A 26,528-nucleotide genomic window follows, 5' to 3' on the forward strand; every position below is an offset into this window, starting at 1 on the left:
AGGGGGCAGATGGATGTGAATATCTTTCAGCAAAAGGTAAAGAGTGCGCAGACAGGCGGTCAACCGATGATTTGTACGCCGCTCATTGGACAAACAAAGGAAGAATTGTTTCTTGAAGTTGAGGTGTTAGCTGAGAAGAAACCTGATGTGATAGAGTGGCGAGCGGATTTTTTCAATCACCTCAATGACAAGGAACAAGTCATCGACACCCTGAAAGGGATGATTGAAAAGGCAGGTAGCATCCCATTTTTATTCACCATTCGTTCTGAAAAAGAGGGCGGCGAACGCATCTCACTCTCAGAGGATGAAAAAGTTTCCCTGCTTGTCGAGCTTTGTACCACTCAGCTTGTGGCTGCCGTTGATTTTGAATTAATGCATGATGTCTCGCATATCCAGCAAGTCAGTCAGGCGGCTAAGAGAAACGGGGTCATCTTGATTGTGTCGTACCACGATTTCCAGCGTACCCCGGAGGCAGATCGGCTTGTGGAGCTATTCACCAATGCAGAATCGGTTGGCGCCGATATCGCAAAGATCGCCGTCATGCCGCATTCCTATGAGGATGCACTGACACTGCTCTCTGCGACAGGCAAGGCGAAAAAGCATCTGTCCATCCCCGTTATTTCGATGGCGATGGGGGAATATGGTGCCTTCACAAGAATGGTAGGTGGACTCTTTGGGTCTGTCATGACCTTTGCTGTAGGGAAAGAAAGCTCGGCACCTGGACAAGTTGCGATACAGGATTTGAATGCCGTTCTATCGATTGTGTTTTCAAAGAATCAGTGAGTAGCAGATTCATAGCTGCACCGTGAGAGGAGAGAAACATGAAGAAGAATATATCTACACAGGTCATTCAGTATTTAGAAAATCGAGGAGTTGAGCATATCTTCGGTCTGTGCGGTCATACGAATATTGCTTTTTTATCAGCCCTAGAAAAAAGCCGTATTCAATTTGTGAATGTCAGACATGAACAGATAGCGGCGCATGCAGCAGATGGTTATGCACGAGCGAAAAAACAGACGGCTGTTGTGCTCAGTCACTTAGGTCCTGGACTCACCAATGCGGCAACAGGCGTAGCGAATGCCGCACTCGATTCCATTCCAATGGTTGTCATTGCAGGAGATGTTCCAAGTCATTACTACGGAAAGCACCCACACCAAGAAATCAATCTTCATTCCGATGCTTCTCAATACGAAATTTATCGCCCATTTGTGAAAAGAGCATGGCGAGTCGACATTCCAGAATTATTTCCAGAAATTTTATCAAAAGCGTTTCAGTTAGCTGAAAGCGGCCGCCCTGGGCCAGTCCTGATTTCAGTTCCGATGGATGTCTTCTCAAAAGACTTAGATGTGTCGTTATTTGAACAAATCGCTCATCATACACACACCGTTGAAAAACCATCTATTGATGATCAAACAGCGAATCGGATATTAGATCGATTGCTGCAGGCAGACAAACCGCTCTTATATGTAGGGGGAGGCATTTTACTAGCCGATGCAGCAGAAGAGTTAAAGGCATTTTCTGACCATTTGAGCATCCCTGTTGCCCATTCTCTGATGGGGAAAGGGGCGATGCCGGATGATCATCCAATGACCCTTGGCATGACAGGATTTTGGGGAACGAAATTTATCAATGATCAGTGTAAAGAAGCGGATTATATATTGGCATTAGGCACCCGTTTTGCTGAAGCAGATGCGAGTTCGTGGGAATCGGAGTATACGTTCAATTTCCAATCAACCAAGCTCATTCATATTGACATTGATCCGAATGAAATTGGCCGGAACTATCCTGTTGAAATTGGAGCGGTAGCAGATCTCAAGCAGGCGTTGACTGTACTCAATCGTGTGGCGAAAGAAAGGCTGCCAGAAGGTCTGGATCGCCCTCAATTGAAAAAAGACATTGCGGCATATCGTGAGGAATTTCAGAAGAGTAATTTGACGAATATTCAAGACGAGTCTTTCCCAATGAAACCACAGCGTATTTTGCAGGAAGTGCGAGAAGTATTGCCACCTGATGCCTTCATTACAACCGATGTTGGCTGGAATAAAAATGGGGTCGGACAGCAATTTCCCGTATACACGCCAGGCACTATTTTAACCCCAGGTGGTTTTGCGACGATGGGATTTGGCGCTCCCGCTGCACTTGGAGCAAAGATTGCCCAGCCTGACCGTGTCGTTGTATCACTTGTTGGGGACGGCGGATTCGGTCAAAATCCATCTGTTCTCGCAACAGCCATGGAAGAAAACATTCCTGTCGTGTGGATTGTGATGAACAATAGTGCGTTTGGGACGATCGCCGGCTTGCAAATGGCACACTATGAAACGACATACGGCACTGTTTTTAGAAAAGATGGAGAAAGCTATTCGCCTGATTTTGCAGCCATTGCGAGAGGTTATGGGATGAAGGGAATCAAAATTACGGCGGCTTCTGAATTCAAAGAAGCTTTGGCTGAAGCGATCGCCTCTCAGGAACCATGTGTCATTGATGTAGCGATGAAAAATGATCCAGTGCCTACTGATGGACATTGGAACATTAATGATATTTATTCACCAAATACAAAACGCTCACATGTCAGTGTGAACTAAACATGACTAGGGAGGAATAAACAATGAAAATTAAAGTATTAAATCCATTTCAAGACGGTCATCCATTATGGTTAGGTTTAGATCATCCAGAAGAGAAAATGATTCGGAAAGTGTTTCAAACGATAACACCAGATACCGTAGGGTCAGAGCATATGATGGCAGGTCTCACTATTTTTGAGCCGGGCGAAGCAAGCTCGGTACACAATCATCCGGGTTCAGAGGAATTTGATTATGTGATTAAAGGGTCTGGCGAAGTCATTTGCGATGGAGAAAGACAATCATTTAAACAAAATGACTTTATGTTTATTCCAGATGGTGTCTCACATCAGCATGTGAACACAGGGGACGAACCTTTATGGCTGATTTGGCTCTATACACCGCAAGGGCAGCTTCCGAAGGACTAAAAAAACCTTGCACGAGAGAAAGAAGAAAAGGGGCTAAAATAGAAAGCATTTTAGCCCTTTATCAATTGAATGAAAGGGAGTCAAGCAATGAATAAGAATACACCGCTTGAAGGAATCAAAATATTAGATGTTTCTACGATGATTGCTGCACCATACGGCGCGGTGCTTCTAGGGGATTTTGGTGCAGAGGTCATTAAAGTCGAGATTCCTGGAAAAGGGGATACACTGCGGCATGTTGGCCCTTTTGCAGATGGTGAACCTTTGAGATGGTCAGGGCTCTCAAGGAATAAGAAATCTCTTACACTCGATTTGCACAAAGAAGAAGCAAAAGACATTTTTAAAAAGCTTGCAGCGCAGGTTGATGTGATCATTGAAAATTTTCGTCCGGGAACACTTGAAAAATGGGACGTTGGGTACGATGTATTAAAAGAAATCAACCCTCGTTTAATTATGATTCGTGTTTCGGGTTATGGGCAAACCGGTCCGTTTAAGGACAAGGCGGGATTTGGTACACCTGCGACGGCGTTTAGCGGCTTTACATATATTCAAGGGTATCCAGATCGGCATCCAGTCAGCCCTTCCTTTTCCCTTACGGATTATATCGCAGGAATTTATGTGGCGTTTGCCACTGTGACAGCGATGTATTACCGTGACACACATTCAGAAGGAACTGGGCAAATGGTGGATTTGGCTCTCTATGAATCTGTGTTCCGCATGTTAGAATTTTTGGTTGCTGAATATGACAAGCTAGGGAAGGTGCGTGAGCGTTCACCAGGGTTAAGCGGTCATTCAAGCCCTGCCGGCACCTATGAGACAAAGGATGGGCATTATTTGGTTCTTGTGACGAGTACAGATTCGACCTTTAATCGATTGGCAGAGGCGATGAATCGCTTAGATTTACTTGAGAACGAGAAATTCTCTGTGAATGCAGCCAGGCTGAAGCATAACGATGAAATGGATGCGATCGTCTCGCAGTGGATTGCGTCCAAAACAAGAGATGACGTCCTAGACATTCTAGATACACATGGTGTGCCTGTGAGTCCGATTCTAAGCATTCGGGATATCTTTGAGCATCCGCAATTTAAAGCACGAGAAAATATTGTCGAGGTGCATCATCCGCGTCTTGGAAAAGTGAAGGTGCCTGGGATCATTCCGAAGTTTGAAAAAACCCCCGGCCGTATTCGCCATATTGCGCCTGATTTAGGTGAACATAATTATGAAATTTTAACGAAAATGCTTGGCTTCACAGAAGAAGAGTGTAAACAGTTAGAAGAAAAAGGGGTCATTTAAGACACTCAACCGATCCGCACGCTGCGGAAACAAAGGAGGATGGTTATGAAAGTGCATTCAGAACTGAAGGGGAACGACTTGCGGCCTACTTATGCGAAACCAACAAAAGCTCGTTTCGGCATCTTGATTCTGTTGTTTTTTATTACCGCTATTAATTATATTGATCGAGCCAGTGTATCCATTGTTGCACCTGCGATTCAGTCTTCATTGCAATTAAACCCTGCCTTATTAGGCCTCATCTTTTCAGCATTTAGCTGGACCTATACAGCCATGCAGATCCCTGGCGGCTTTATTCTTGATAAGTTTGGATCAAAGGTAACGTATGGAATATCACTCATTACTTGGTCTATTTTCACCGGTTTACAGGCGTTTGCGAACAGCTTTGCCTTCTTATTTGGCTGCCGTTTGTTTATCGGAATTACAGAATCTCCCGCATTTCCTGCGAATAACCGCATTGTGACCACTTGGTTTCCAAGGCGGGAACGCGCATTTGCAACAGGGGTTTATACCGCTGGAGAGTATGTGGGGCTTGCATTTGCGACACCTCTTCTTTTTTGGATCATGACAACTTTCGATTGGAGAACCGTCTTTATCACGGCAGGTGCGCTCGGTATTATATTTGCTTTCTTTTGGTACAAGTATTATCACGAACCGAAAGAGCATCCAAAGATCAATGAAGATGAGCTAGAATTGATCCGTCAAGGCGAAGGACTGACAGTGGCATCACAGGAGAAACTGAAATGGGCAGACTTTGCCGCACTTTTAAAATATCGTAAATTGATTGGACTCTATATTGGTCAATTTTCTGTTGCGTCTACCCTCTTTTTCTTTTTAACATGGTTTCCGACCTATTTAGCAGAGGCGAAAAATATGGCCTTTCTCAAAGTAGGTTTTGCGGCATCCCTGCCATACATCGCTGCATTCTTTGGGGTGCTGTTTGGAGGATATGTGTCTGACTGGCTGCTTAAAAAGGGTGTATCGGTCAATGTAGCGAGAAAGCTGCCGGTTGTGGTCGGTCTGCTTCTGACAAGTACCATTGTTTTAGCGAATTTTACAACGAATATCCCGCTTGTGCTGACTATTTTATCCATCGCCTCCTTTGCGCAAGGACTGTCTAATATCTCCTGGACCATGCTGTCTGAGGTGGCACCAAGAGAAATGGTAGGGCTGGCTGGCGGCGTATTCAACTTTTTTGCTAACTTATCCGGCATCATCACCCCGCTGATTATCGGATTCATTGTATCGGCGACAGGCTCTTACAACGGCGGTATTTTATTCGTCAGCTTAGTGGCATTAGGCGGAGCGTTGTCGTATATCTTTATTGTAGGTAAGATTGAGCGGATTCAATTAAAATAATAGAGAGCAAGAAAAAGAGAACTCATTGGGTTCTCTTTTTCTATGAATAAAAGATGACGGTGATAATCGTTGCACATGCGATACCCATGCTGATATAAAAACCAGCAAACCAGATATTCCATCGAGTGATTCGGTAAGGGTTAACCTTCATCAAATCGGCTAATAGGGAGACAGATACATTATATGGGCTAAACATGACCGTTGAGGTTCCAGCGATAATGAACATGATTGCGATGGGAAGGGCAGGCAGTTCATGAATGACAGGTGCCATCAAGCTCACTAATAGAGCAAGCGAAACGAGCGGGTGAAAACCGCAAAGAGCGGTGATGAGAAAATACAGCCCGATGACCCCATAAACCCAAATGGCATGATCTGATATACTGACGATAAATGCTTGAATCGGCTGCAGGCTGTTTGTGACAAGCAGCATATCGACAAAGAAGCCCGCGCTTAAAAATAGACACATATAATTGGAGAGCTGACGGGTTCGTTCTTTCCAATGGGGAATAGAGACGGCTACATATTGTTTTCGTTTTTTGATGATAGACGAGAATAATAGAGCGAAAGGAATAATCGTCAGCACAACAGCGAACAGATAACCTTTCCCAACCCAGGCGTCAACAAGCGAAACGACTGTCATAAAACTGAGCAGCATAAAAGCAAGCTGAAGGGTTTTTCTCTTGATGCGATGAGGGTTGGAGTGAGCTTCCGCCGGCTGGATGATATGCGGCAATCGTTTGCTTTGACGAGAAAACAGCAACCAATCCGTCAACAGCACAAGCACCATTAAACAAAACGTAACGGGTGCAATCTGATAATATTTCAATTTGGTTGCATCAATGGTGACACTCACCAGTACTTCGACAGGACTCCAGCTAAGACATAGCGCATATGACCTTAAAAGATTGCGCGTATAAAGGTGCTGTTTGACTTGTTCCTGAAGGGCGTTCAGCGATGGTTTCAAGGATGTATATAATAAGGGAATCGTTGCGATATTTAAAAACATACCAAGAACATGAGTGACAAATGAACTCTTGCGATAAAGCTGATTTGTGCTCGTTGTATGTAAGGTAAGCAGTTTATTTAATTGAGTATCGAAATGTCCAACGTGTATGAGAGAATGAATAAATGGCAGCATGAAAAATAAAGAAAGCAAGCCTAACATGGAATGAAAATGAAGAAAAAGCGTATGCAAAGGCTGTTCTGACCAGAAAAATAACACCAATCCAATCAAGAGAAACATAGCACCCGTTTTCAAATAAAGCCCACTTGCCTTCTTAAAGGAAATGGTGAGCGAAGCAGCCGCCAGCAGACCAACCAAATAGGAGAGAATGGGAGCAGGGAATAGTTGATGAACGATGTATAAGCTAATAAGAAGTGTGAAAAGTAGCAGGTAGATCATGATATCTCCTCCATCAAAACATCTATTGGTTTTATTCCGTACAGTGGAATTTGTTTTCTTTTAATGGAACATTTAAAATGGATTATAGCAAAATTGGTCAATCATGTCGATAAGAAATCAAAGGGGAAAAGGAGAAAGTGAACATGGCTGATAAGAAGTCAAAAGAAGAATCAGGATTGCGTACCGTTCAGCGCGCTTTGGATATTCTTTCTTGCTTTAGCGAAGAACGTCAAGAGTTGACGCTAACGGACATTTCAAAAGAGATGAACTTAGCAATGTCTACCACAACGAGACTGCTCAAGGCACTTGAAATGAATCATTTTGTGGAAAAGAACCAAGAGACAATGAAGTACCGGCTCGGTCAAAGACTTTATCTTCTCGGTTATATTGCTGGGAAGTCCATCAAATTGAGGGAACTGGCAAAACCGCTCATGTACACACTTCGTGATGAAACAAAGGAAACCGTCAACCTGTATGTGCTGGATCACAAAAGCAGGGTATGTATTGAACAAGCCGAAGGGCTGCAATCGATTCGGCATCTTGTGAAAATCGGTGAGAAGCTGCCGTTATACGCTGGTGCTGGTGGAAAGGTGCTGCTTGCTTTCCAAAGCGAAGAGTTTCAACAGCAAGTTTTCGCGTCTGAGGCTGATCACATGACGATGGAGGAATGGCGAAAAGAATGTCGTCATATTCTTGAAACGCACACCGCTTGCAGTATTGATGAACGGGAAGTCGGATCGGCGGCAGTGGCGGCACCGATCTTTAACATTCATGGGGAGGTGCAGGCATGTTTATCCATATCTGGACCGACCCAACGATTTACTGAAGATGTCATCCCTCAGCTGCAGCAAAAAGTGAAAGAGCATGCCGAGAAGCTCTCCGAACAGCTCGGTTACGTCGTCAAACACAATTTTTAAGAATGCCTATCTTTTCTCAGTCCATTTATCATATAATAGAAACATTATGTAGCATTCCTTGTCGTAAGGAGGACGTGTCACGAACATGAAAAACAATAGAGAGATTCCTGTGAGACAGCGAAATATTGTCCTCATTGGCTTTATGGGCGTTGGGAAAACAACCATTGGGCAGCTGGTTGCCAAAAAGTTATATAGAGATTTTATTGATGTTGATCAGGAGATTGAGAAAAAGTACAACATGACGATTCCAGAAATGTTTCAGCAAAAAGGAGAAGCGTTCTTCAGGCAGGCTGAAAAGGACTATATCGTCGATTTATGTGAACATACTCAGCTAAAGATCGTGTCTCTTGGAGGCGGTGCGTTTAAACAGGAAGAAATCAAACGATCTTGCTTAAAGCATTGTACGGTTCTTTTCCTTGACCTATCTTGGGAGAATTGGAAACAGCGGCTGGATATTTTAATTGAAAACCGTCCTGTTCTTCATAACCGCACGCTTGACGAGATGAAAGAGCTGTTTGAAGAGCGCCGGGAAATTTATTCCCTTCATAACTCAAGAGTGGAAACAGATCATCTAGAAGCTGAAGAAGTCGCCAATTATATTGTCGACACACTCAAGCTCGGCTGGGATTTATATTCGAAATAAAAAAGTCTACCGCTTTAGGGTAGACTTTTTTCTATAGGATCAGTGTTTGATTCCTTGAAGCAGTGCAGCTTTTAGGCAAAAGGATGTTGGCTGACGATGTTCATCGAATTGCAGTTGAAACAGCTGTTTCGTTTCATCGTCTGCAGCATGAAGGTGGGCAACGATTTCCTTTTGAACATTTTCTGGTGTATGTCCTCGTATGATCCAGTCCTGATAATCAATATGCAGATCCCAGTAACGGATATCTTCTTTCGTCAGATGGTTGTCAGCGAAAAGCTCTTTCCATTCTGATAACGAGCTTTCTCGCACATGGGAGGGATCTCTCAGTCTATTTAAATGATTAATAAAGTCATCCTGTGCTTGGTTTTCAGGTGCATAATGATCGACAAGTAGAAATTTGCCGCCTTTCTTTAAGACTCGGCTGATTTCAGACATGGCTGCCGGGAGATGTGGGAAGTGATGAGCAGCAAATCGGCATGTGACCAGATCAAATGATGCATCAGAAAAGGGCAATGCGTCTGCGGATGCCTGCTCAAACGTAATGTGGTTCAGCTGTCGCTCTTCCGCAAGTGCTGTAGCAACCTCGATCATTTTGGGTGTGACATCAATCCCGATTCCTTTAGAGATGACGTCTGAAAAGGAAAAAACGGTATGACCTGCCGCGCAGCCGATATCAAGTAGATGCTCATCGCCCTTTGCCTTCGCCGCCGTTTTCATCCATTCAAGTTCTTTTCCCGCTGCAAAGATGGGTGAATCTCGGTAGTTCTCTGCATTTTGTGAGAATTGTTTCTCGGCTTTTGAATATGGATTCATTCCTTTACCCCCTTTTTGTTGTTTCTTTATCGTAGGGTTCTTCCCGTGATTTGTCTAAGACATAAAAGATATGATATGAATAGTTAAAACCTATGAGGTGAGAGAAGTGGATATACGAATGATGGAATATGTCATGGAAGTGTACCGGCAGCAAAGCTTTACAAAAGCAGCGGAAAAACTTCACATTGCACAGCCCTCGTTAAGTCAGCAAATTAAAAAACTTGAGGAGGAATTAGATACTCCTCTGTTTATTCGGAAGTATGGACAAGTCACTCCTACACCTCAAGGAAACCGATTGATCAAAAGAGCAGAAACCATTTTGAAGGAACGAGATGATTTGTTGCGTGAGATGGGGGAAGCTGCTTATGAGGTAGGGAAAGAACTGATGATCGGTGCGCCAGCTGTCACAGGGGGATATGTCCTGCCAAGTTTATTAAAAACCTATTGTCAAACGTATCCGCACGTTCACGTTCATTTGATAGAAGAATCGCCTCGTGAGCTAGAAAGACGTTTACTCGCTGGGAAACTGGATCTGGCGATTCTTTCTCTGCCTGTCGAGCATGAATCATTGAAAACAAAACAAATGCTGACAGAGCCGCTTCTCCTCGCCATTCCGCAAACGGCTCAACCGTGGTTGACGGATGAACTCAATGAAATCATCAATCAAGCGGATCAAGAAGGGTCTGTCCCGTTTCATCTTTTGAAAGATGCCCCATTTATTATGCTGAAAGAGGGATATGGCTTTCGGCAAGTGGTCACGGAACTGTGCCGTCATCATGGCTTTCGGCCGAGGGTTGCATTTGAAACAAGTCATATTCAAACAGCTCAGGCATTGGTTGAAAATGAGCTAGGTGTGACGGTGGTGCCGAAAATGGTGGCACAAGAGGAAAGGAAAGCAGTCACTTATTTACACATTGATTCATGCCCAACCCGCACACTTGTGTTTGCATATGTGGAAGAAAGATATTTAACGAAAGCCGCGCAAGCCTTCATGGACCTTCAACAGAATCAAGGAAAAGCTTAAACAAACGTTTAATTAAACGCAAAAAGCAGGGGAGCCCCCTGCTTTCTAATATAAATCCAGCCGCTGATCTGTCATGACGGGGATTTGTTGTCTCACTTCATCTACGAGCTGAAGATCAATGTTTGCATAATAAATGTCTTCTTCATCATTTGTCTCAAGTAGAATGCGTCCGAGCGGGTCAATCACCATGGAGTGACCAGGGAATTCAGTGTCTCTGCTTGTGCCCGTCCGGTTCACCGCAATCACAAATGACTGATTCTCAATGGCTCTTGCGATGAGCAGACTGCGCCAATGGTCCACTCTTGCTGACGGCCATTGAGCGGTATTAACAAGCACCTTCGCCCCTTTGTTCACGAGCGTCCTAGAAAGCTGAGGGAAGCGGAGGTCATAGCAGATCATGGTGCCAATCTTGACATCTTCATCATAGTTAAATAAACCAAGCTGATGACCGGCGGTTAAATAGTTGTGTTCATCCATTAAGCGGAATAAATGAATTTTATCATAATCTAACAAAAGCTCACCTTGACGGTTAAAGACATACATTGTATTGGTGATGTTTTCATCTTCTGTCCTCTTATTTAAAACACTGCCTGCGATGAGATACACTTGGTGCTGACGAGCAAAGGAAGAGAAGAGTTGTTTTGTTCGCTCGCCATCTGCATCGGCAAGCTCATCCGCTTGTTCTAACGCATAGCCGGTATTCCACATTTCAGGTAGAATAATCAAATCAGGCTGTTGGCGGATGGCTTCTTCTAAACATGCTTCTGCTTTCTGAAAGTTTACATCAGGTTCTCCTATTTGTACGTCCATTTGAATCAGGGCGATGTTCATGTCGGTCGTCCTCCTTTATTCGTTTCATGCAATGAATGGTTCGTTGATATTGCCTGAAACATCTAGTCTTCAAGCCAGTTTCTTTATCATAAAGCTTTCCGCTATCTTTGCCAATAGAAATGTCAGAAGGTTTTGTTAAATGACTTTCTCAATCAAGAAATGAGTGGTATGATACTCATAACTAATAAAACAAAGGGGAATAGTATGATATGCAATTATTCGATTTATCACTAGAAGAGCTAAAAAAATATAAACCAAAGAAAACAGCACGTCCTGATTTCTCAGACTTTTGGAAGAAATCGCTCGAAGAACTGCGCCAAGTGGAGGCAGAGCCAACACTTGAATCTTATGACTATCCAGTGAAAGGCGTCAAGGTGTACCGCCTGACGTATCAAAGCTTTGGACATTCTAAAATTGAAGGCTTTTATGCTGTGCCTGATCAAACTGGTCCGCATCCAGCGCTCGTTCGTTTTCATGGCTATAATGCCAGCTATGACGGCGGCATTCACGACATCGTCAACTGGGCGCTGCATGGCTATGCGACGTTTGGAATGCTTGTCCGTGGTCAAGGTGGCAGTGAAGACACATCAGTGACGCCAGGCGGGCATGCATTAGGGTGGATGACAAAAGGCATTTTATCGAAGGATACGTACTATTATCGAGGTGTTTATCTAGATGCTGTTCGTGCACTCGAAGTCATTCAGTCTTTCCCCGAAGTAGATGAACACCGTATCGGCGTGATCGGTGGAAGTCAGGGGGGTGCATTAGCGATTGCGGCAGCAGCCCTTTCAGACATTCCAAAAGTCGTTGTGGCAGACTATCCTTACTTATCAAATTTTGAGCGTGCGGTTGATGTTGCCTTGGAGCAGCCTTATTTAGAAATCAATTCATACTTTCGCAGAAACAGTGATCCTGAAGCTGAAGAAAAGGGATTTGAGACATTAAGTTACTTTGATTTAATCAATTTAGCCGGCTGGGTGAAACAGCCAACATTGATGGCGATCGGTCTGATTGATCAAGTGACACCGCCATCCACCGTGTTTGCGGCATACAATCATTTAGAAACAGATAAAGAGCTGAAAGTGTACCGATATTTTGGGCACGAGTTTATTCCTGCTTTTCAAACAGAGAAGCTGTCCTTTTTACAAAAGCATTTGCTTCTATCAACATAAGAGCATGACAAAGAGCTAAAATGACATTCATTTTAGCTCTTTGTCTTTTTCAGCTATTGGAGCGATCAGCTTAATAACTGGTGTTCTGTCTTGTTTTTTCATCAGGCACTAATGCTGTAACGATCAGGGCAAGGGCTGTGATGATGTGAAGGATGAATCCGAGAATCGGAATCCATGCAAGGCAGGATGTGACAATTCCAATGATACTTCCGATCATTGGTCCCTGGTCTCGCTTCGATAAGACGAGTGTGATAATATGCAGAATAAGCATGACCATGAGCGGTGAATAGCCATTGCTGATAACGAATAGACCTCCGATCACAGGGATAGCAAGGCAAGCTTCAAAAATCCCAGTGATCCATTTCATAATGCGAGATATAGACATCAGATCCAACTCCTTTTTCATATATGTCTTATTCGTATTTTCCCAAAAGGTGAAGAAGTCATGCAGAATTCTATAGAAAGAGTTGATGGACACTTGAGAGAAAGAATTAAGGAAGAGCTGAAAATCATCGAAGAAACGTATGACATCAAGATTTGTCTCGCCGTTGAATCGGGCAGCAGGGCATGGGGATTTCCTTCAACTGACAGTGATTATGATGTTCGCTTTTTATACGTTCCCCGGAAGGAATGGTACTGGGCGATGGAAGAACATCGAGATGTCATTGAACGGCCGATTGATGACATGCTTGATATCAGCGGCTGGGAGCTGCGAAAGGCGCTGCGTTTATTCAATAAATCGAATCCGTCCATTATGGAATGGCTGTCTTCTGATATCATTTATGCTGAATCTTTCTCTTTGGCAAAGCAGCTAAGAGAATTAAAGGATCGAGCGTTTTACCCTGCGGCTTTGATGTATCATTACCTCAATATGGCGAAGCGGAATGAGAGCCGGCATTTACGAGGAGAGCAGGTGCGAATCAAGAAGTATTTCTATGTGCTTCGTCCGCTGCTTGCCTGTCAGTGGATTGAACGCTACCGGACGGTTCCACCAATGGATTTTCATGAATTACTCAAGGAGCTAGTGGAGGAAGGCCCGCTGTTAGCAGAAATTCACGAACTGCTCAAACGTAAAATGGACGGAGAAGAAATGGATGTAGAGAACCGTCTCGCTCATGTCCATCCATTTATTGATCAAGAGCTGGTGCGTTTTGATGAATTGGTGAAAAGCTACAATCAGCCGAAAGACAATCTGATGCAAGAATTAAATGAGCTTTTGCAGTCTACCCTTGATGAGGTGTGGGCGTAAGCATGAAAGAGCCAGCCGGTTAGCGGTAGGCTCTTTTTTATCTCTTATTGTGATAAAACCACAAAAAAAGTCAGAATTTTTGTCATCTTCAAATATTGTAGCGGACAGCTCATGAGCCTTACAATAAAGACATAGCTTACAAAGAGTGGGAGGTGCCCTTTATGGAGTCGGTCACAAGAAATTTCTTCTTGTTTTTGTCAAAGAGCAGTCTCTTGAACCATATTGCTCGTAATTGGGGAAGTGCTGTTGCATCAAAGAAAATCATCGGTGGGAAGGATTTTGAGAGCGCTATCCCTGTCATCAAACGATTAAACGATCAAGGTATGGCCGTAACGGTTGATCACCTTGGTGAGTTTGTCACAAAGGCAGAGATTGCAAATGAGCGGACGAATGAGTGTATTCAAACCATTCAGCGAATTGCAGAGGCGGGACTCAATTCCCACGTCTCACTTAAAATGACATCGCTTGGCTTAGATATTGACGATGACCTTGTGTATCGCAATATGAAAAGCATTTTAGATACGGCAGAGAAACACCGTATTATGGTGACAATTGATATGGAGGATGAACAGCGCTGTCAAAAGACGCTGGACATTTTTAAAGAAATGAAATCTCAATATGAGTATGTCAGTACGGTTTTGCAGGCGTATTTGTACAGAACAGAACAAGATCTTGATGACCTAAATGAGTTGCAGCCATTTTTAAGACTTGTAAAGGGTGCCTATAAGGAATCTGCCGAAGTGGCGTATCCAAACAAAAAAGACGTCGATCAGAATTACAAGAAGCTGATCGAAAAGCAGTTACTCTCAGGGAATTATACAGCCATTGCGACACATGACGATCAAATGATCGAATTTACGAAACATATTGTGAAAAAACACAATATACAGACAGATCAGTTCGAATTTCAAATGCTGTATGGCATGAGATCAGAAACGCAGCAAGCACTCGTGAAGGAAGGCTATCAAATGAGGGTCTACACCCCGTATGGACGAGAGTGGTATGGCTACTACATGAGACGTCTTGCAGAACGACCGGCAAACATTGCATTTGCTTTAAAAGGGATGACGAGAAAATAATTTGAAACGGGAGCGTGACAAAGATGACAACACCTTACAAGCATGAACCATTCACGGATTTTAGCCAGGAAGAAAATCGCCAAGCGTTTGAACAAGCATTAGCCAAAGTAACAGAATCACTTGGGCAAACCTATCCGCTTGTGATTAATGGAGAAAGAATCGAAACAACAGACAAGATTGTCTCGATCAATCCGGCGAAGAAGGAAGAAGTCGTGGGTACCGTATCAAAAGCTGGGAAAGAAGAGGCAGAGCAAGCGATTCAAGCTGCGGCAAAAGCGTTTGAAACATGGCGCTACACGTCTCCAGAAGAAAGAGCCGGCGTCTTATTCCGCGCTGCGGCAAGCATTCGCCGTAAAAAGCATGAGTATTCAGCCCTTCTCGTAAAAGAAGCAGGGAAGCCTTGGAATGAAGCGGATGCAGATACAGCAGAAGCCATTGACTTCCTAGAGTATTATGCCCGTCAAATGCTAGAGCTTGCGAAAGGCAAACCGGTGAACAGCCGCGAAGGGGAACGCAATCAATATGTGTACACACCAACTGGCGTGACGCTTGTCATTCCACCATGGAACTTCTTGTTTGCGATCATGGCAGGAACAACCGTTGCACCAATCGTCACAGGGAATACAGTTGTTTTAAAACCAGCAAGTGCGACGCCTGTCATTGCAGCCCGCTTTGTAGAAGAACTGGAGCAAGCAGGTCTGCCGAAAGGTGTTGTCAACTTCGTGCCAGGTAGCGGAGCAGAAGTAGGAGATTACTTAGTAGATCATCCGAAAACAAGCCTTATTACATTCACTGGATCAAGAGAAGTGGGCACACGTATTTTTGAACGTGCGGCAAAAGTACAGCCAGGACAACAGCATTTAAAGCGTGTCATTGCTGAAATGGGCGGTAAAGATACAGTCGTTGTAGATGAGGATGCAGATGTTGAATTAGCGGCTAACGCCATTTTCACATCAGCCTTCGGATTCTCAGGTCAAAAATGTTCAGCTGGATCTCGTGCTGTCGTCCACGAGAAGCTGTATGACCAAGTCGTTGAGCGAGTGAAGGAAATCACAGAAACGAAAACAACAGCGAATCCGTTATCAGCTGATGTGTACATGGGACCTGTCATTGATCAAGCTTCCTTTGACAAGATCACAGAATATATCGAGATTGGCAAGCAAGAAGGCCGTCTAGTCACTGGCGGAACAAGTGATGATTCAGAAGGGTACTTCATTCATCCAACCGTGTTTGCAGATCTAGAGCCAACATCTCGTTTAATGCAAGAAGAAATCTTTGGACCTGTCCTAGCTTTCTCAAAAGTCTCAAGCTTTGATGAGGCGCTTGAAGTAGCCAACAACACAGAATACGGGTTAACCGGTGCGGTCATTACAAATAATCGTGATCACATCAACCGTGCGAAGCAGGAGTTCCATGTCGGGAACCTTTACTTTAACCGTAACTGTACGGGAGCGATTGTGGGTTACCACCCATTTGGCGGCTTTAAAATGTCAGGAACTGATTCAAAAGCAGGCGGTCCAGATTACCTTGCTCTGCACATGCAGGCCAAAACGATCAGCGAAATGTTTTAATATGGAAAAGCATGAACTCGTGCAGGCGAGTTCATGCTTTTTTTACCTGTCTACGACTTGTTTCTATACAAATATGACTGGAAAGAAGTATGATAAATGTATCACTTATTCAGGGAGCAATCGGGATGGAAGAGATATTAGAAAAGCTTCATACATTTTTTGATGTCGATAAATTAATTGCATTTATTAGTGGTTATTTAAAGAAACCAGTCATTTTAGAAAGTACTGAATGTCAGCTGCTTGCTTATAATTCTTACAGCATCCAGCAGTTCGACCCAGTCAATCAGCAAACCATTTTCTCAAAGGAATGTCCGGGAGCTGTGGTGGATTGGTTAAAAAAAACAGGGGTCATTGAGCAGCTATATACAGATTCAAATCCTTTTTATGTGAATGGTCATGAGGAGCTCGGGTTTAATCGACGAGTAGCTGTAAGCGCCAAGCACAAACAAGAGGTTGTCGGCTTTATTTGGGTGCAGGACATTGAAGATTCTCTCTCTCAAGAGGAGCTGCAATTTTTACACGAGGCATCGTTTCAGGTTGGAAAAGTTATTTATAAAAATAAGAAACAGTTGGAGAAAAAGGAAGGCAAGATTGAAGAGTTCTTCAAAAAGGTCATGGATGATCATTTTTATACAGAAGAAGAGCTGAAATGGGAAGCTGAGAATTTAAGCATTCCACTGCCAGCTGTCTTTACTGTGATGGTTGTTCATGCCGCCGATAACAAAAGTGAGACGGCAGAAGATGTGAAGGATATGATTAGAACCTATTTACAGCTAGAAGACAAGGTCAATCATGTCTACTCTGTGCAAGCAGACATCGTCGTGATATTAGGCAGTTTGTCAGATCGCCACTCACCAAAAGCGACCGCTGCGGATGTCGTCGCCCATCTTCAATCGAAAACGCATACACACCCATCTCCTTTATATATTGGGATGGGAAGAGAATATCGAGATGTCATGAAAATGAGCACAAGTCGATTTGAAGCGATAGAAGTCGTGAAAGCAGTGAAGATTGTCGGCGGACAGGAATTGATTCCATACGATTACGAGCATTTGGGGGTCTTCCGGTTCTTAGACTCGATTTACAGTCACCAAAAAAAGAAAAACGACTTCAATCCAGATTTGTTGCGCCTAAAGGAAAAAGACCGTGACAGCCAAACATCATTTTTAAAAACTTTAGAGGTCTACTTATTGAATAATTGCAAGCTAAAACCAGCTGCAGAGCAGTTGTTTATTCATCAAAATACACTAAACTATCGAATGAAACAAATTTTTGAAATGACGTCTATCGATTTAAGTCATTTTAGCCAGCGATGTGAGTTATTTATTGAATTGATGCTGATGAAAAAAGATCAATAGGCGTGGACTCCGCAGGTGCAAAGGCTGACCTGCGGATTTTTATGCGAGATGATAAAATGGCATACAATTGCCTTATTTCGTTGTATGATAGATAAAGATTTTATAAGGAAAGTGAAAGGAGGGCCACCTTTGGGATCAGTCACCTTGGCCATTTTGATTTTCATCATGACCCTCGTCCTTGTCATTTGGCAGCCAGGACGTTTAACCATTGGATGGTCAGCATGCGGGGGAGCGATTCTTGCGCTTGCTTTTGGGGTCGTTCATTTGGGCGATGTATGGGAAGTTACCCAAATTGTCTGGAACGCCACCTTTGCATTTATTGGAATTATCATCATTTCATTGATTTTAGATGAGATTGGTTTTTTTGAATGGGCGGCACTTCATATGGCAAAAGCCGCAAGAGGGAACGGGGTCCGCATGTTTATTTATTTAACATTGCTCGGCGCTGTGGTAGCAGCTTTTTTTGCCAACGATGGAGCGGCACTTATCTTAACCCCGATCGTTTTATCTGTGGTCAGAGCACTGAAGCTGGATGAGCGTATGATCCTGCCATTTGTCATGGCAAGCGGCTTTATTGCAGATACGACGTCTTTGCCATTTGTCATTAGTAACTTGGTCAATATCGTATCAGCCGATTATTTTCATATTGGCTTTCTTGAATATACAGCAAACATGTTCGTCCCAAACCTTGTATCGCTTGGCGCTAGTATGCTTGTGTTGTATGTGTTTTATCGGAAACTCATCCCGAAAACGTACGATGTTTCGCAGGCGAAGGAACCAGCTTCGGCCATTCGTGATCTGCGCATGTTCCGGTTATCTTGGTATGTGTTAGGGTGCTTGCTTGTTGGATATTTTGCTGGCGAATTGGCAGGCATTCCGGTGTCAATCATTGTAGGAGGCATTGCCATTGCTTTCTTATGGCTGGCGAAACGGAGTCCACAAGTAGCGACAAAACGAGTCGTCAAAGAAGCGCCGTGGTCGATTGTGTTTTTCTCTATCGGCATGTATGTCGTGGTGTATGGGCTGAAAAATGTCGGCCTGACAGAAATTTTAGCAGCGTGGATTGAACAGGGGGCGTCACACGGTTTACTTGCGGGAACGATGTTTATGGGGGTTCTGGCAGCCGTGTTATCCTCTGTCATGAACAACCTCCCAACCGTTTTAATTGATGCGATTGCCATCGGTCACACAGATACAGCAGGTGTGATGAGAGATGCACTGATTTATGCCAACGTCATCGGCTCAAACCTTGGTCCGAAAATGACCCCAATCGGTTCATTGGCGACATTGCTGTGGCTTCATGTCTTGAAGAAAAAAGGTGTGCATATTTCTTGGGGAGCATACATGAAAGCTGGAATCATTCTAACCATACCGACGCTGATCATCACGTTATTGGGGTTGTATGTGTGGTTATGGCTGATACATTAAAAAGCAGATCCAATGGATCTCAGTGCGTAGGCAAACCCTCGCATTCTTTGTCAGTCCTGCGTGCTGGTGCTCACGAATATCAAATTCGCTCCGCTCCAGTACTCGTCTTTCCTAGACTGCAAAGGTTTTCTATCACTCTGAAAAGAAGACAAAGGGCTAAAATCAAGTTCATTTTAGCCCTTTGTCAACAATCTAAGCAGATCCCATGGATCTGCTTTTTGTTGTTATAGATATTTTGCATAGCGTTTTTCCAAAAAGTCTTGGAGCAATGAGACCACACTGCATATGCCCCAGTAAATCAAGGCAACCAATATATACATGGTCATATAATCGAATTCTCGTCCACCCACAATTTTTGCTTGCTGGAAGAGTTCTGGCACAGTAATCATTGCCGCTAGTGAGGAAGCTTTGATTAAATCAAGCATGACGTTGGTCAGGGGCGGCAGTGCAATGCGCACGGATTGAGGCAAAATGACTCCGCGCATCGTTTGCCAATAGCTGAGACCAAGTGATTTGGCGGCTTCCACTTGACCACTTGGAACAGAGGAGAGGGCCGCCCGGTTAATTTCGGCAATGTATGCAGCACTATTGAAGCTGAATCCAATAATAGCAGCAGTGACAGCTGTAAATTCAATGCCGATGTAAGGGAATCCGAAATAAAGGATAAACAAAATGACCAGAATGGGAACCCCTCGCATGAATGAAATATACAGCCGTGCAGGCAGCCGAAGGAACCATGTATTTGCCATTCTAGCAAGGGCAATAAAAAAGCCAAGAATCGTACCAAAAAACATGCTCACAAAAGAAATGAGCAGCGTCAGCCAGATGCCTTTCATCACAAACGGAAATGACGCTTTTGCCAGTGCAGGATTAAAGATATATTCTAAATGAATATCTCCCACGGCTGCGGCTCCTTATTTAGAAATGTCGACATCTTCGACATCAACATCAATTTTCTTTGAGACGTCAGCATGATTAAAGAATTTCTCCGAAATCTTTTTCATGGTTCCGTCTTTTTTCATCTCTTTTAATACACGATTTAATTCTTTTTGAAGCTCTGTATTGTCTTTTTTCATCACAAACCCTTGTTCATTCGGCATGTATTTTAAGTCTGGATGGATCGTAATATTTAGCTTAGGGAATGCAGCAAGCGCCAGTGTTTGCAAGTAGTAGTCATTTAAAATGACATCTGTACGGCCGTTTGCAACATCCTTTAAATATTGCTCGTTTGTGGCATTATCATAGATGACTTCTTTTGCACCATACTTACGGGCAACATCCATATAAATGGTCGTTGCAGCACCTGCTGCTTTCTTTCCTTTTAAATCCTTTAGCGTTTTAATACCTGACAGATCATCTTTTCTGACGATAGCGGTTCCATATGAGTATTTATAAGGTGTTGAAAAGGCGAACTTATCTTTCCTGTCATCTGTGATGTCGATATCGTTTGCAGCGGCATCCACCTGACCTGAATTAATGGCACTGAGCATACCGTCATAACCCATTTCTTTAAATTCTACTTTTACGTCAAGGCGCTTAAATGCTTCTTTGACGACTTCCACTTCATAGCCAGTCAATTGATCCTTGCCGTTTGATGTATCATGGTAAGACGTAGGATACAAGGTGCCTGAAGTAGCGACCACGATTTTCCCTTTCTTTTGAATCTGATCCCACTTTGATTCTCCAGACTGAGATGAGCCTGATTGATTGCAAGCAGACATGACAAGCATGAGAGCAGACACAACAAGCAGCACCCATATAGGTTTTCTATGATAAAAACGACTCATTTAAGAATCCTCCTCTATTTTTTATACAAAACAAAACATAGCACGCTTTTTCAGTTAGGACAACGTTTTCAGATGAAAAGCGAAAAAGTAAGAATATTATGTGCAATTTGATGGGATGAATAATGTATAAAAAAGGAAAGAGTGCGCAAATTAAAATCGAATAAAGGAGGGAACGACAGAGATGAAAAAAACAAGTGGTTTGATCATACTAACGATGGTGCTATTATTTGGTTTTCAGGTGAATACGGCTCATGGAGAAACACCCCAAATGGAAAAGCGCCCCGTCACGCATCAAGTAAAATTAACGACAGAGCAACAAAAACAAATTGAAGTACTTGAACAGCAAATTTTGTCTAAACGAAAAGAAGTGATCGAAAAATACGTTCAGTATGGTGTGTTAACGAAGGAACAAGGCACGCACATCACAAAACGAATGGATGAACATTACAATCACTTAAAAAATAACGGGTTTGTTCCATTACTAAAAAAACCACAGCACCATCGACCATAAGTTTAAGAAAACCGGCAGCAAGGTGCCGGTTTTTATTGTTTATGTGTTAAAAGGTCAGCGTCTCACCATCTTGAGGGACAAAAATGGCCTGATCTGCATGATTCTCTTGAATGTAAGATTTTAATGCGGCTCTTGTTAATAAACAATGATTCACGGCTTCAAGGTGACAGGCGATGATTTGAGCTTGTGGTTGAGTATGGTGAATGTCTACAATCTCTTCCTTTGTCATCGTAATTGGATCTCCCTCTAAAAATTGGGCAGCCCCACTATTGACCACAATAATATCTGGCTGGCATGTATTCACAACCTCTTTCGGCTCATCACACCAAATGGTATCTCCTGCAATATAAAGAGTAGGCTCATCAGGATGAGAGAAAACAAAACCGCTCACTTGTCCCATCCGTTTAGCGGTTTCTCCTGTCCCGTGCTGCCCGCCAGTTCGTTTGATATGAACACCGCAAACATCCATTTCATCTTCAATGCATGTAACATGCTGAAATCCAGCTTCTTTTACTTCCGTGCGATCTTTCTCTGATTGAGTATAGATCGGCAAAGTTTGAGCTAATCTCTTTTTTGCCTCGTCGTCAAAGTGATCTACATGTAAATGAGTGAGCAGGACAGCATCCGGCTGTAATATCTTGTCCAAATCAATGTTTGCAGGCAGCTCAACAATTGGATTGTTTACATGTTGATTGGCAGTATGCGGGAACGGTGGATAGGTTCCTTTTGCTGCTAAAAAGGGATCGATTAAAAATGTTGACGGACCATATTGAAGGTATAAAGTAGCATTACGAATGAGTGTTATTTTCATTAGAAAGGCCTCCTTTTTTTCTCATTAAGTTTACAGTATATTAAAAGAGCCTCATGTGACAGAGGATCATGAAAGTCTTTCAGCGGAACGACTTGATTTTTGAAAGAGGTGAGCCAATGCTAGACAAAACAGATATGGATATATTAAAAGAACTCTCAAAGAATAGTCGATTGACGATGAAAGCACTTGGTGAAAAAGTCCATTTAACCGGTCAAGCTGCTAAAAATAGAGTTTTAAAGCTTGAAGAAGAGGGGATTATTGAAGCCTATACCATTTCAATTAACTGGCGGACACAGCAGAACATCCAAACATTTTTGCAGCTCTTTACCCGAAGTCATGATCATGAACCGCTTTTATCGTTTCTCCATCAAAAGGAAGAAATCAAAAACCTGTTTAAAATTAGTGGAGAGGGCTGTTATATGGCTGAAGGACATTTCTCCAGTAATGATGAGCTTGATCAATTTTTAACGGAGCTAACAAAGCATGCAAATTATAAATTGTCTATCGCTGTGAAACGTCTCACTCATCAAGAATAGATGAGGCGCAGGAGGAAATAAACGATGAAAAAATTAATCGAACATCAGGTTGAGCCGATCACAAAGGAAAGAATCAAAGCGGATTTGGTTCAACTCGGTGTGAGGCAGGGCATGACCTTATGTGTCCACTCATCCTTGTCATCTATTGGCTGGGTGAATGGAGGGGCCATAGCAGTTATCCAAGCTATGATGGATATTTTAACAGATGAAGGAACACTGATTATGCCGGCACAAACATTAGAGCTGTCTGATCCTGCTGATTGGATCAATCCGCCTGTTCCTTATTCTTGGTGGAAACCGATCAAAGACACGATGCCTGCATTTGATCCGGCTTACACAGCTCCAACAGCAATGGGAAAGGTAGCGGAGACCTTTTGGAAATACCCAGGCGTAGAAAGAAGCAATCATCCTCATTTCTCATTCACCGCCTGGGGGAAAAGGAAACATGAAGTGTTGAACTACCATGCGCTTCCTTATGGTTTAGGAGAAAATTCACCTCTTGGACGTATGTACGATCTTGATGCAAAAGTGCTGCTAATTGGCACATCATTCGAGAGTGTTACAGCTTTTCACTTAGCTGAATATCGAATCTCACAGCAAGACCTCATGACACGAGGGGCCCCCATTTTAGAGAATGGTTGGAGGGTGTGGAAAGAGTATCAAGATATCATCACAAGAGAAGAACTATTTGAACAGATTGGTCGTGATTTTTTACAATCAGAATGTAGTTATAACCACAGTCAAATCGGGCTAGCCAATTCGTATTTATTGCCGATGAGAGAATCAGTCGATTTTGCAGAAAAATGGCTTGAGCAGTACGACCAGGCGTGATCTAAGCAGTCTGAAAATCAAAATAATAGAGATCTTGATCAGGGTGCTCAGATATATAGCAGGTGAGCTGATAGTCTCCTTTTGGAATGGAGAAAGACAGTACCTGTGCCATGACGCTTGTCAGATAAACATGATCACTTGAATGAGTAAATGGCACTGTGATGACTCTATCAACGGATGATGGAGGCTCATGGCTGTTTAATGTCACGATAATAGAAGCCTTTCCGTTATTGATACCTTCAAAAGAAATACCTCGATCCCCAGTTGCGAATCCTTGAAGAATATCGTCATCTGTCCAATCAATCACAGGTGGCGTCGTGCTTCCAGTGTATACGGTGATTTGGTGATAGGAGATAGATAGGGGATACGTTTGATTTAAATCATTCATATAGATAACTCCTTTATTCATAAAATTTGTCCAGCTGGCGATCATGTTGAAAAGTGAATGTTTGAAAGTAAGATAATTGAAGAGAATGTTAGGCAGCAAGACGATTGTCGCCGTCTTGCGCTACTGTTTGAGGGATCTAGATGTGAAATTGTGAAACCATTTCTTTTAGGTCTCCTGCTAAATGGGCAAGAGCCTCTGATGAAGCTGTTACTTCTTCCATTGCTGCAAATTGTTCTTCTGTTAAACCTGCTACTTGTTGTGAATGTTCACTCGTCAGTTTAACGCCTTCTGTGATAGAGGCAAAGGTCTGCTTCGCATCATTTGTATAAGCTGCGATTTTTTGGGATGCATCTGATAAATGTTTAATGCCATCTGCCATTTCCTTCATTGACTGCTGAATGTCAATAAATGAATCCTCTGTATGAGAAATAAGAACAGCCCCTTGAGCCGCTTCCTCTCGTACTCGTTTAATGGCACTCGTCGAATGATTCATCTCTTTTTGTATTTCGGAAATGAGATGTGAAATCATGTTGGATGATGTTTGCGATTCTTCTGCGAGCTTCCTCACTTCGTCTGCCACAACGGCAAAACCTTTTCCATGTTCACCTGCGCGTGCTGCCTCAATGGCCGCATTAAGAGCAAGTAGATTTGTTTGGTTAGCGATATCTGTAATCACTTTGGAAATTTGATCAATCTCGGCTGAACGTGTTTCCAACGCTTGAATTGCTGTACCATTCTCTTCAATTGATTTTGCAATAGATGTCATTTGTGAATTGACTTCACCGATATTTTGTACACCTTTTTTCGCCATTTCTTGTGCGGACTGGCTTCTTGTTGCCATTTGTCCCGCATTTTCAGTGATGTTTACCAGCTCGTTAGATACTTGTCTCATCGTGTGCTCACTAGCTGTCATTTGGGCTGATTGCTGTTCAGACGATTGTGCGACTTCTTGAATGGTATGGGTAATTTTTTCTGATGCTGCACTCGTTTCTTCTGCGCTAGCTGACAGCTCCTCAGAAGAGGTGGCTACTAATTCAGATGTTTTGATCACATTTAAAATGGTGTGATTTAATTTCTCACGCATCTTATTAAAGTGACCTGCCAGCTCAGAAAGTTCATCGCCTGTGTGATCTGTCACGTTGATGGTTAAATTTCCTTCGCCTGCACTCTTAATAGCAGATGCCATATGTTTGAGACGTGTCTGAATCCGCTTTGTGAAAATAGAAATAATGATAACAGAAACAATTAAACTTAACAGTAGAACCGTGACAAATTGAATAAAGAAAGACTGAAGCATTTGTGAAATCATGTTTTGATTTGCACCGGTATAGAAAATACCAATCGTTTCCCCTGTATCATTTTTGATGGGCATATAAGCCGTTTGGTAGTCTTTCCCGGCAACATTGGCTGTTCCGTAATAATTCTCGCCTTTATCCAAAACAGCGGCCTTTACTTCAGGCGAGACTTCGGTTCCTACAGCTCGTTTCCCGTTTAACATGACATTTGTGGCAACACGGGTATTTCCTTGGAAAATCGTGATTGTATCACCAGTATATTCGGCTAATTGATCAACCAATGTGTCATGGTTATTGATTTGAGTATTTCCTTTGTAAAGCTTGCCATCTTTTATCTGCCACGAGCCAGCAACCTTTTCAGTTAGGTAAGCGTATCCTAGCTTTAGATCGCCTTTTGCTTTTTCGGTGGCCATTTGCTTAATGTTCTCTGTCATTTCGCGGTTCACTACATAACCAACCACTGCTGAAAATACGATGAGGACACTTAAAAAGATCAGCATTATTTTGGCGCCAAGCCTCAGTTTTCCTTTTTTCTTCATGCTTTTTACTCCTTTAGGTATAAGGTAGGGGTATCCCTCCTTAAGGATTATCGGCATGAAAAAAATGTTTGATATACGTGAATGCACTTACACAGAAATTTTTGTTGTGAAAAAAGGAAAGATAGTGCTACTCGATAATAAATTGGATTCTTGTGCCATCAGGATCATCTGATAATTGATGACTTACCCAAGAGCCTGCCCCCCTATTATCCGAAGGACGTACATATTTGACAGAAGCCCCTGCTCCACCTTCTTTACACATCGCCATTGGCCATTCATCACGATCATAACCACGCTTTGTTGGAATGCCATGAAGTGATTTGTCTCTTTGCTCATCACTATTTTTTCGATCAATGGTGCAAATGGAAGAATGACCTTCGTCAATAGCTTCTTCTATGTGCTTCGCGGTTTCTGGATATCGATCTGATGGAAAGTGAATGGTTTTGTCATAAGAAGAGTTTGTCGTCTCTTGTTTATGTTGCCCTAGTTGGACATAGCCTGTCGCTATACCAATGACAATCAATAAAAGCAAGAGAATGGTTTTAAGAAGTTTCATAGATGCTAGCTCTCTTTCTCTTTAGCGTATTTTGTAAACAGAAGTATAGCAGAATTACTTACCAATTTCTCCTCGTTTTGAAAAAACGTCTTTTAAAGTTTGAAAAACGGTTTTTACCTGTTTATGCTCTTTTCCTCGTTGTACAAACTCATAAA

The 26,528-nt window shown here is 42.9% G+C and carries 27 protein-coding genes; 17 read left to right on the top strand and 10 right to left on the bottom strand.

What is annotated here, in order from left to right; all coding sequences use genetic code 11:
* Window positions 1-9 precede the first annotated feature (9 nt).
* From aroD to NST15_RS01835, 5 genes are all read left to right on the top strand, one after another.
* Window positions 10-783, top strand: coding sequence for a type I 3-dehydroquinate dehydratase (gene aroD, locus NST15_RS01815; protein ID WP_058214131.1), 774 nt, complete (start codon window positions 10-12; stop codon window positions 781-783).
* A gap of 38 nt (window positions 784-821) precedes the next feature.
* The gene (locus NST15_RS01820) at window positions 822-2,582 is read left to right on the top strand and encodes a thiamine pyrophosphate-binding protein (RefSeq protein WP_056703027.1); all 1,761 of its coding nucleotides are present in this window, start codon (window positions 822-824) and stop codon (window positions 2,580-2,582) included.
* A gap of 23 nt (window positions 2,583-2,605) precedes the next feature.
* On the top strand, window positions 2,606-2,986 hold the full coding sequence (locus NST15_RS01825; RefSeq protein ID WP_008342095.1) for a cupin domain-containing protein: 381 nt from the start codon (window positions 2,606-2,608) through the stop codon (window positions 2,984-2,986).
* Between the two features lie 87 nt (window positions 2,987-3,073).
* The gene (locus tag NST15_RS01830; RefSeq protein WP_342498782.1) at window positions 3,074-4,276 is read left to right on the top strand and encodes a CoA transferase; all 1,203 of its coding nucleotides are present in this window, start codon (window positions 3,074-3,076) and stop codon (window positions 4,274-4,276) included.
* 45 nt (window positions 4,277-4,321) lie between these two features.
* Window positions 4,322-5,632, top strand: coding sequence for an MFS transporter (locus NST15_RS01835; RefSeq protein ID WP_317328570.1), 1,311 nt, complete (start codon window positions 4,322-4,324; stop codon window positions 5,630-5,632).
* A 40-nt stretch (window positions 5,633-5,672) separates the two neighbouring features.
* On the opposite strand, the gene NST15_RS01840 is transcribed toward NST15_RS01835, so the two are convergent.
* The gene (locus tag NST15_RS01840) at window positions 5,673-7,034 is read right to left on the bottom strand and encodes a hypothetical protein (RefSeq protein ID WP_191219137.1); all 1,362 of its coding nucleotides are present in this window, start codon (window positions 7,032-7,034) and stop codon (window positions 5,673-5,675) included.
* Between the two features lie 143 nt (window positions 7,035-7,177).
* On the opposite strand from NST15_RS01840, the gene NST15_RS01845 reads away from it, so the two are divergent.
* Window positions 7,178-7,951, top strand: a complete 774-nt coding sequence (locus tag NST15_RS01845; RefSeq protein WP_008342083.1) for an IclR family transcriptional regulator — start codon at window positions 7,178-7,180, stop codon at window positions 7,949-7,951.
* A gap of 85 nt (window positions 7,952-8,036) precedes the next feature.
* The gene (locus NST15_RS01850; RefSeq protein WP_007498270.1) at window positions 8,037-8,594 is read left to right on the top strand and encodes a shikimate kinase; all 558 of its coding nucleotides are present in this window, start codon (window positions 8,037-8,039) and stop codon (window positions 8,592-8,594) included.
* A 39-nt stretch (window positions 8,595-8,633) separates the two neighbouring features.
* On the opposite strand, the gene NST15_RS01855 is transcribed toward NST15_RS01850, so the two are convergent.
* On the bottom strand, window positions 8,634-9,407 hold the full coding sequence (locus NST15_RS01855; RefSeq protein ID WP_342498783.1) for a class I SAM-dependent methyltransferase: 774 nt from the start codon (window positions 9,405-9,407) through the stop codon (window positions 8,634-8,636).
* 118 nt (window positions 9,408-9,525) lie between these two features.
* On the opposite strand from NST15_RS01855, the gene NST15_RS01860 reads away from it, so the two are divergent.
* On the top strand, window positions 9,526-10,431 hold the full coding sequence (locus NST15_RS01860; protein WP_046527179.1) for a LysR substrate-binding domain-containing protein: 906 nt from the start codon (window positions 9,526-9,528) through the stop codon (window positions 10,429-10,431).
* 45 nt (window positions 10,432-10,476) lie between these two features.
* Here the strand turns inward: NST15_RS01860 and NST15_RS01865 are convergent, their stop codons facing one another.
* The gene (locus NST15_RS01865; RefSeq protein WP_073414744.1) at window positions 10,477-11,262 is read right to left on the bottom strand and encodes a carbon-nitrogen family hydrolase; all 786 of its coding nucleotides are present in this window, start codon (window positions 11,260-11,262) and stop codon (window positions 10,477-10,479) included.
* Window positions 11,263-11,471: 209 nt separating this feature from the next.
* Here NST15_RS01865 and NST15_RS01870 point away from each other — a divergent pair, with 209 nt between their 5' ends.
* On the top strand, window positions 11,472-12,434 hold the full coding sequence (locus tag NST15_RS01870) for an acetylxylan esterase (RefSeq protein ID WP_008342070.1): 963 nt from the start codon (window positions 11,472-11,474) through the stop codon (window positions 12,432-12,434).
* A 70-nt stretch (window positions 12,435-12,504) separates the two neighbouring features.
* On the opposite strand, the gene NST15_RS01875 is transcribed toward NST15_RS01870, so the two are convergent.
* Window positions 12,505-12,819 carry a hypothetical protein gene (locus NST15_RS01875; protein WP_008342068.1) on the bottom strand — a complete coding sequence of 105 codons (315 nt, stop codon included), beginning with the start codon at window positions 12,817-12,819 and terminating at the stop codon, window positions 12,505-12,507.
* A gap of 60 nt (window positions 12,820-12,879) precedes the next feature.
* Between NST15_RS01875 and NST15_RS01880 the strand changes: the two genes are divergently transcribed.
* From NST15_RS01880 to NST15_RS01900, 5 genes are all read left to right on the top strand, one after another.
* Entirely contained in the window at window positions 12,880-13,683 is an 804-nt protein-coding gene (locus NST15_RS01880; protein ID WP_079920380.1) for a nucleotidyltransferase domain-containing protein, read from the top strand.
* Between the two features lie 161 nt (window positions 13,684-13,844).
* Window positions 13,845-14,762, top strand: a complete 918-nt coding sequence (locus NST15_RS01885) for a proline dehydrogenase (RefSeq protein ID WP_007498256.1) — start codon at window positions 13,845-13,847, stop codon at window positions 14,760-14,762.
* Between the two features lie 23 nt (window positions 14,763-14,785).
* On the top strand, window positions 14,786-16,333 hold the full coding sequence (gene pruA, locus NST15_RS01890) for an L-glutamate gamma-semialdehyde dehydrogenase (protein WP_007498254.1): 1,548 nt from the start codon (window positions 14,786-14,788) through the stop codon (window positions 16,331-16,333).
* A gap of 125 nt (window positions 16,334-16,458) precedes the next feature.
* The gene (locus tag NST15_RS01895; protein WP_008342058.1) at window positions 16,459-17,691 is read left to right on the top strand and encodes a helix-turn-helix domain-containing protein; all 1,233 of its coding nucleotides are present in this window, start codon (window positions 16,459-16,461) and stop codon (window positions 17,689-17,691) included.
* Window positions 17,692-17,820: 129 nt separating this feature from the next.
* Window positions 17,821-19,119 (top strand): arsenic transporter, encoded by a 1,299-nt coding sequence (locus tag NST15_RS01900; protein ID WP_008342056.1) that lies wholly within the window; start codon window positions 17,821-17,823, stop codon window positions 19,117-19,119.
* A gap of 224 nt (window positions 19,120-19,343) precedes the next feature.
* Here the strand turns inward: NST15_RS01900 and NST15_RS01905 are convergent, their stop codons facing one another.
* Together NST15_RS01905 and NST15_RS01910 are read right to left on the bottom strand one after the other, a co-directional pair.
* Window positions 19,344-20,021, bottom strand: coding sequence for an amino acid ABC transporter permease (locus tag NST15_RS01905; RefSeq protein WP_008347854.1), 678 nt, complete (start codon window positions 20,019-20,021; stop codon window positions 19,344-19,346).
* Between the two features lie 12 nt (window positions 20,022-20,033).
* The gene (locus NST15_RS01910; protein ID WP_008347852.1) at window positions 20,034-20,906 is read right to left on the bottom strand and encodes a transporter substrate-binding domain-containing protein; all 873 of its coding nucleotides are present in this window, start codon (window positions 20,904-20,906) and stop codon (window positions 20,034-20,036) included.
* 181 nt (window positions 20,907-21,087) lie between these two features.
* Between NST15_RS01910 and NST15_RS01915 the strand changes: the two genes are divergently transcribed.
* Window positions 21,088-21,417, top strand: a complete 330-nt coding sequence (locus tag NST15_RS01915; protein ID WP_017366586.1) for a YckD family protein — start codon at window positions 21,088-21,090, stop codon at window positions 21,415-21,417.
* A 46-nt stretch (window positions 21,418-21,463) separates the two neighbouring features.
* Here NST15_RS01915 and NST15_RS01920 read toward each other — a convergent pair whose 3' ends face one another.
* Window positions 21,464-22,228 carry an MBL fold metallo-hydrolase gene (locus NST15_RS01920; RefSeq protein ID WP_326110629.1) on the bottom strand — a complete coding sequence of 255 codons (765 nt, stop codon included), beginning with the start codon at window positions 22,226-22,228 and terminating at the stop codon, window positions 21,464-21,466.
* Between the two features lie 116 nt (window positions 22,229-22,344).
* Here NST15_RS01920 and NST15_RS01925 point away from each other — a divergent pair, with 116 nt between their 5' ends.
* Complete coding sequence (locus NST15_RS01925) at window positions 22,345-22,764, top strand: Lrp/AsnC family transcriptional regulator (RefSeq protein ID WP_342498784.1); 420 nt, start codon at window positions 22,345-22,347, stop codon at window positions 22,762-22,764.
* A 24-nt stretch (window positions 22,765-22,788) separates the two neighbouring features.
* Window positions 22,789-23,595: an AAC(3) family N-acetyltransferase gene (locus tag NST15_RS01930; RefSeq protein ID WP_342498785.1), complete on the top strand. Its 807-nt coding sequence runs from the start codon at window positions 22,789-22,791 to the stop codon at window positions 23,593-23,595.
* Between the two features lies 1 nt (window position 23,596).
* Here NST15_RS01930 and comJ read toward each other — a convergent pair whose 3' ends face one another.
* The 3 genes from comJ to NST15_RS01945 form a co-directional block, all read right to left on the bottom strand.
* On the bottom strand, window positions 23,597-23,983 hold the full coding sequence (comJ, locus tag NST15_RS01935) for a competence protein ComJ (protein WP_039166300.1): 387 nt from the start codon (window positions 23,981-23,983) through the stop codon (window positions 23,597-23,599).
* 136 nt (window positions 23,984-24,119) lie between these two features.
* On the bottom strand, window positions 24,120-25,817 hold the full coding sequence (locus NST15_RS01940) for a methyl-accepting chemotaxis protein (RefSeq protein ID WP_342498786.1): 1,698 nt from the start codon (window positions 25,815-25,817) through the stop codon (window positions 24,120-24,122).
* A 127-nt stretch (window positions 25,818-25,944) separates the two neighbouring features.
* The gene (locus NST15_RS01945; RefSeq protein WP_007498233.1) at window positions 25,945-26,373 is read right to left on the bottom strand and encodes a NucA/NucB deoxyribonuclease domain-containing protein; all 429 of its coding nucleotides are present in this window, start codon (window positions 26,371-26,373) and stop codon (window positions 25,945-25,947) included.
* Window positions 26,374-26,528: the final 155 nt, after the last annotated feature.

The sequence above is a fragment of the Bacillus sp. FSL R5-0820 genome, assembly GCF_038593385.1.
GTDB lineage: Bacteria > Bacillota > Bacilli > Bacillales > Bacillaceae > Bacillus > Bacillus altitudinis.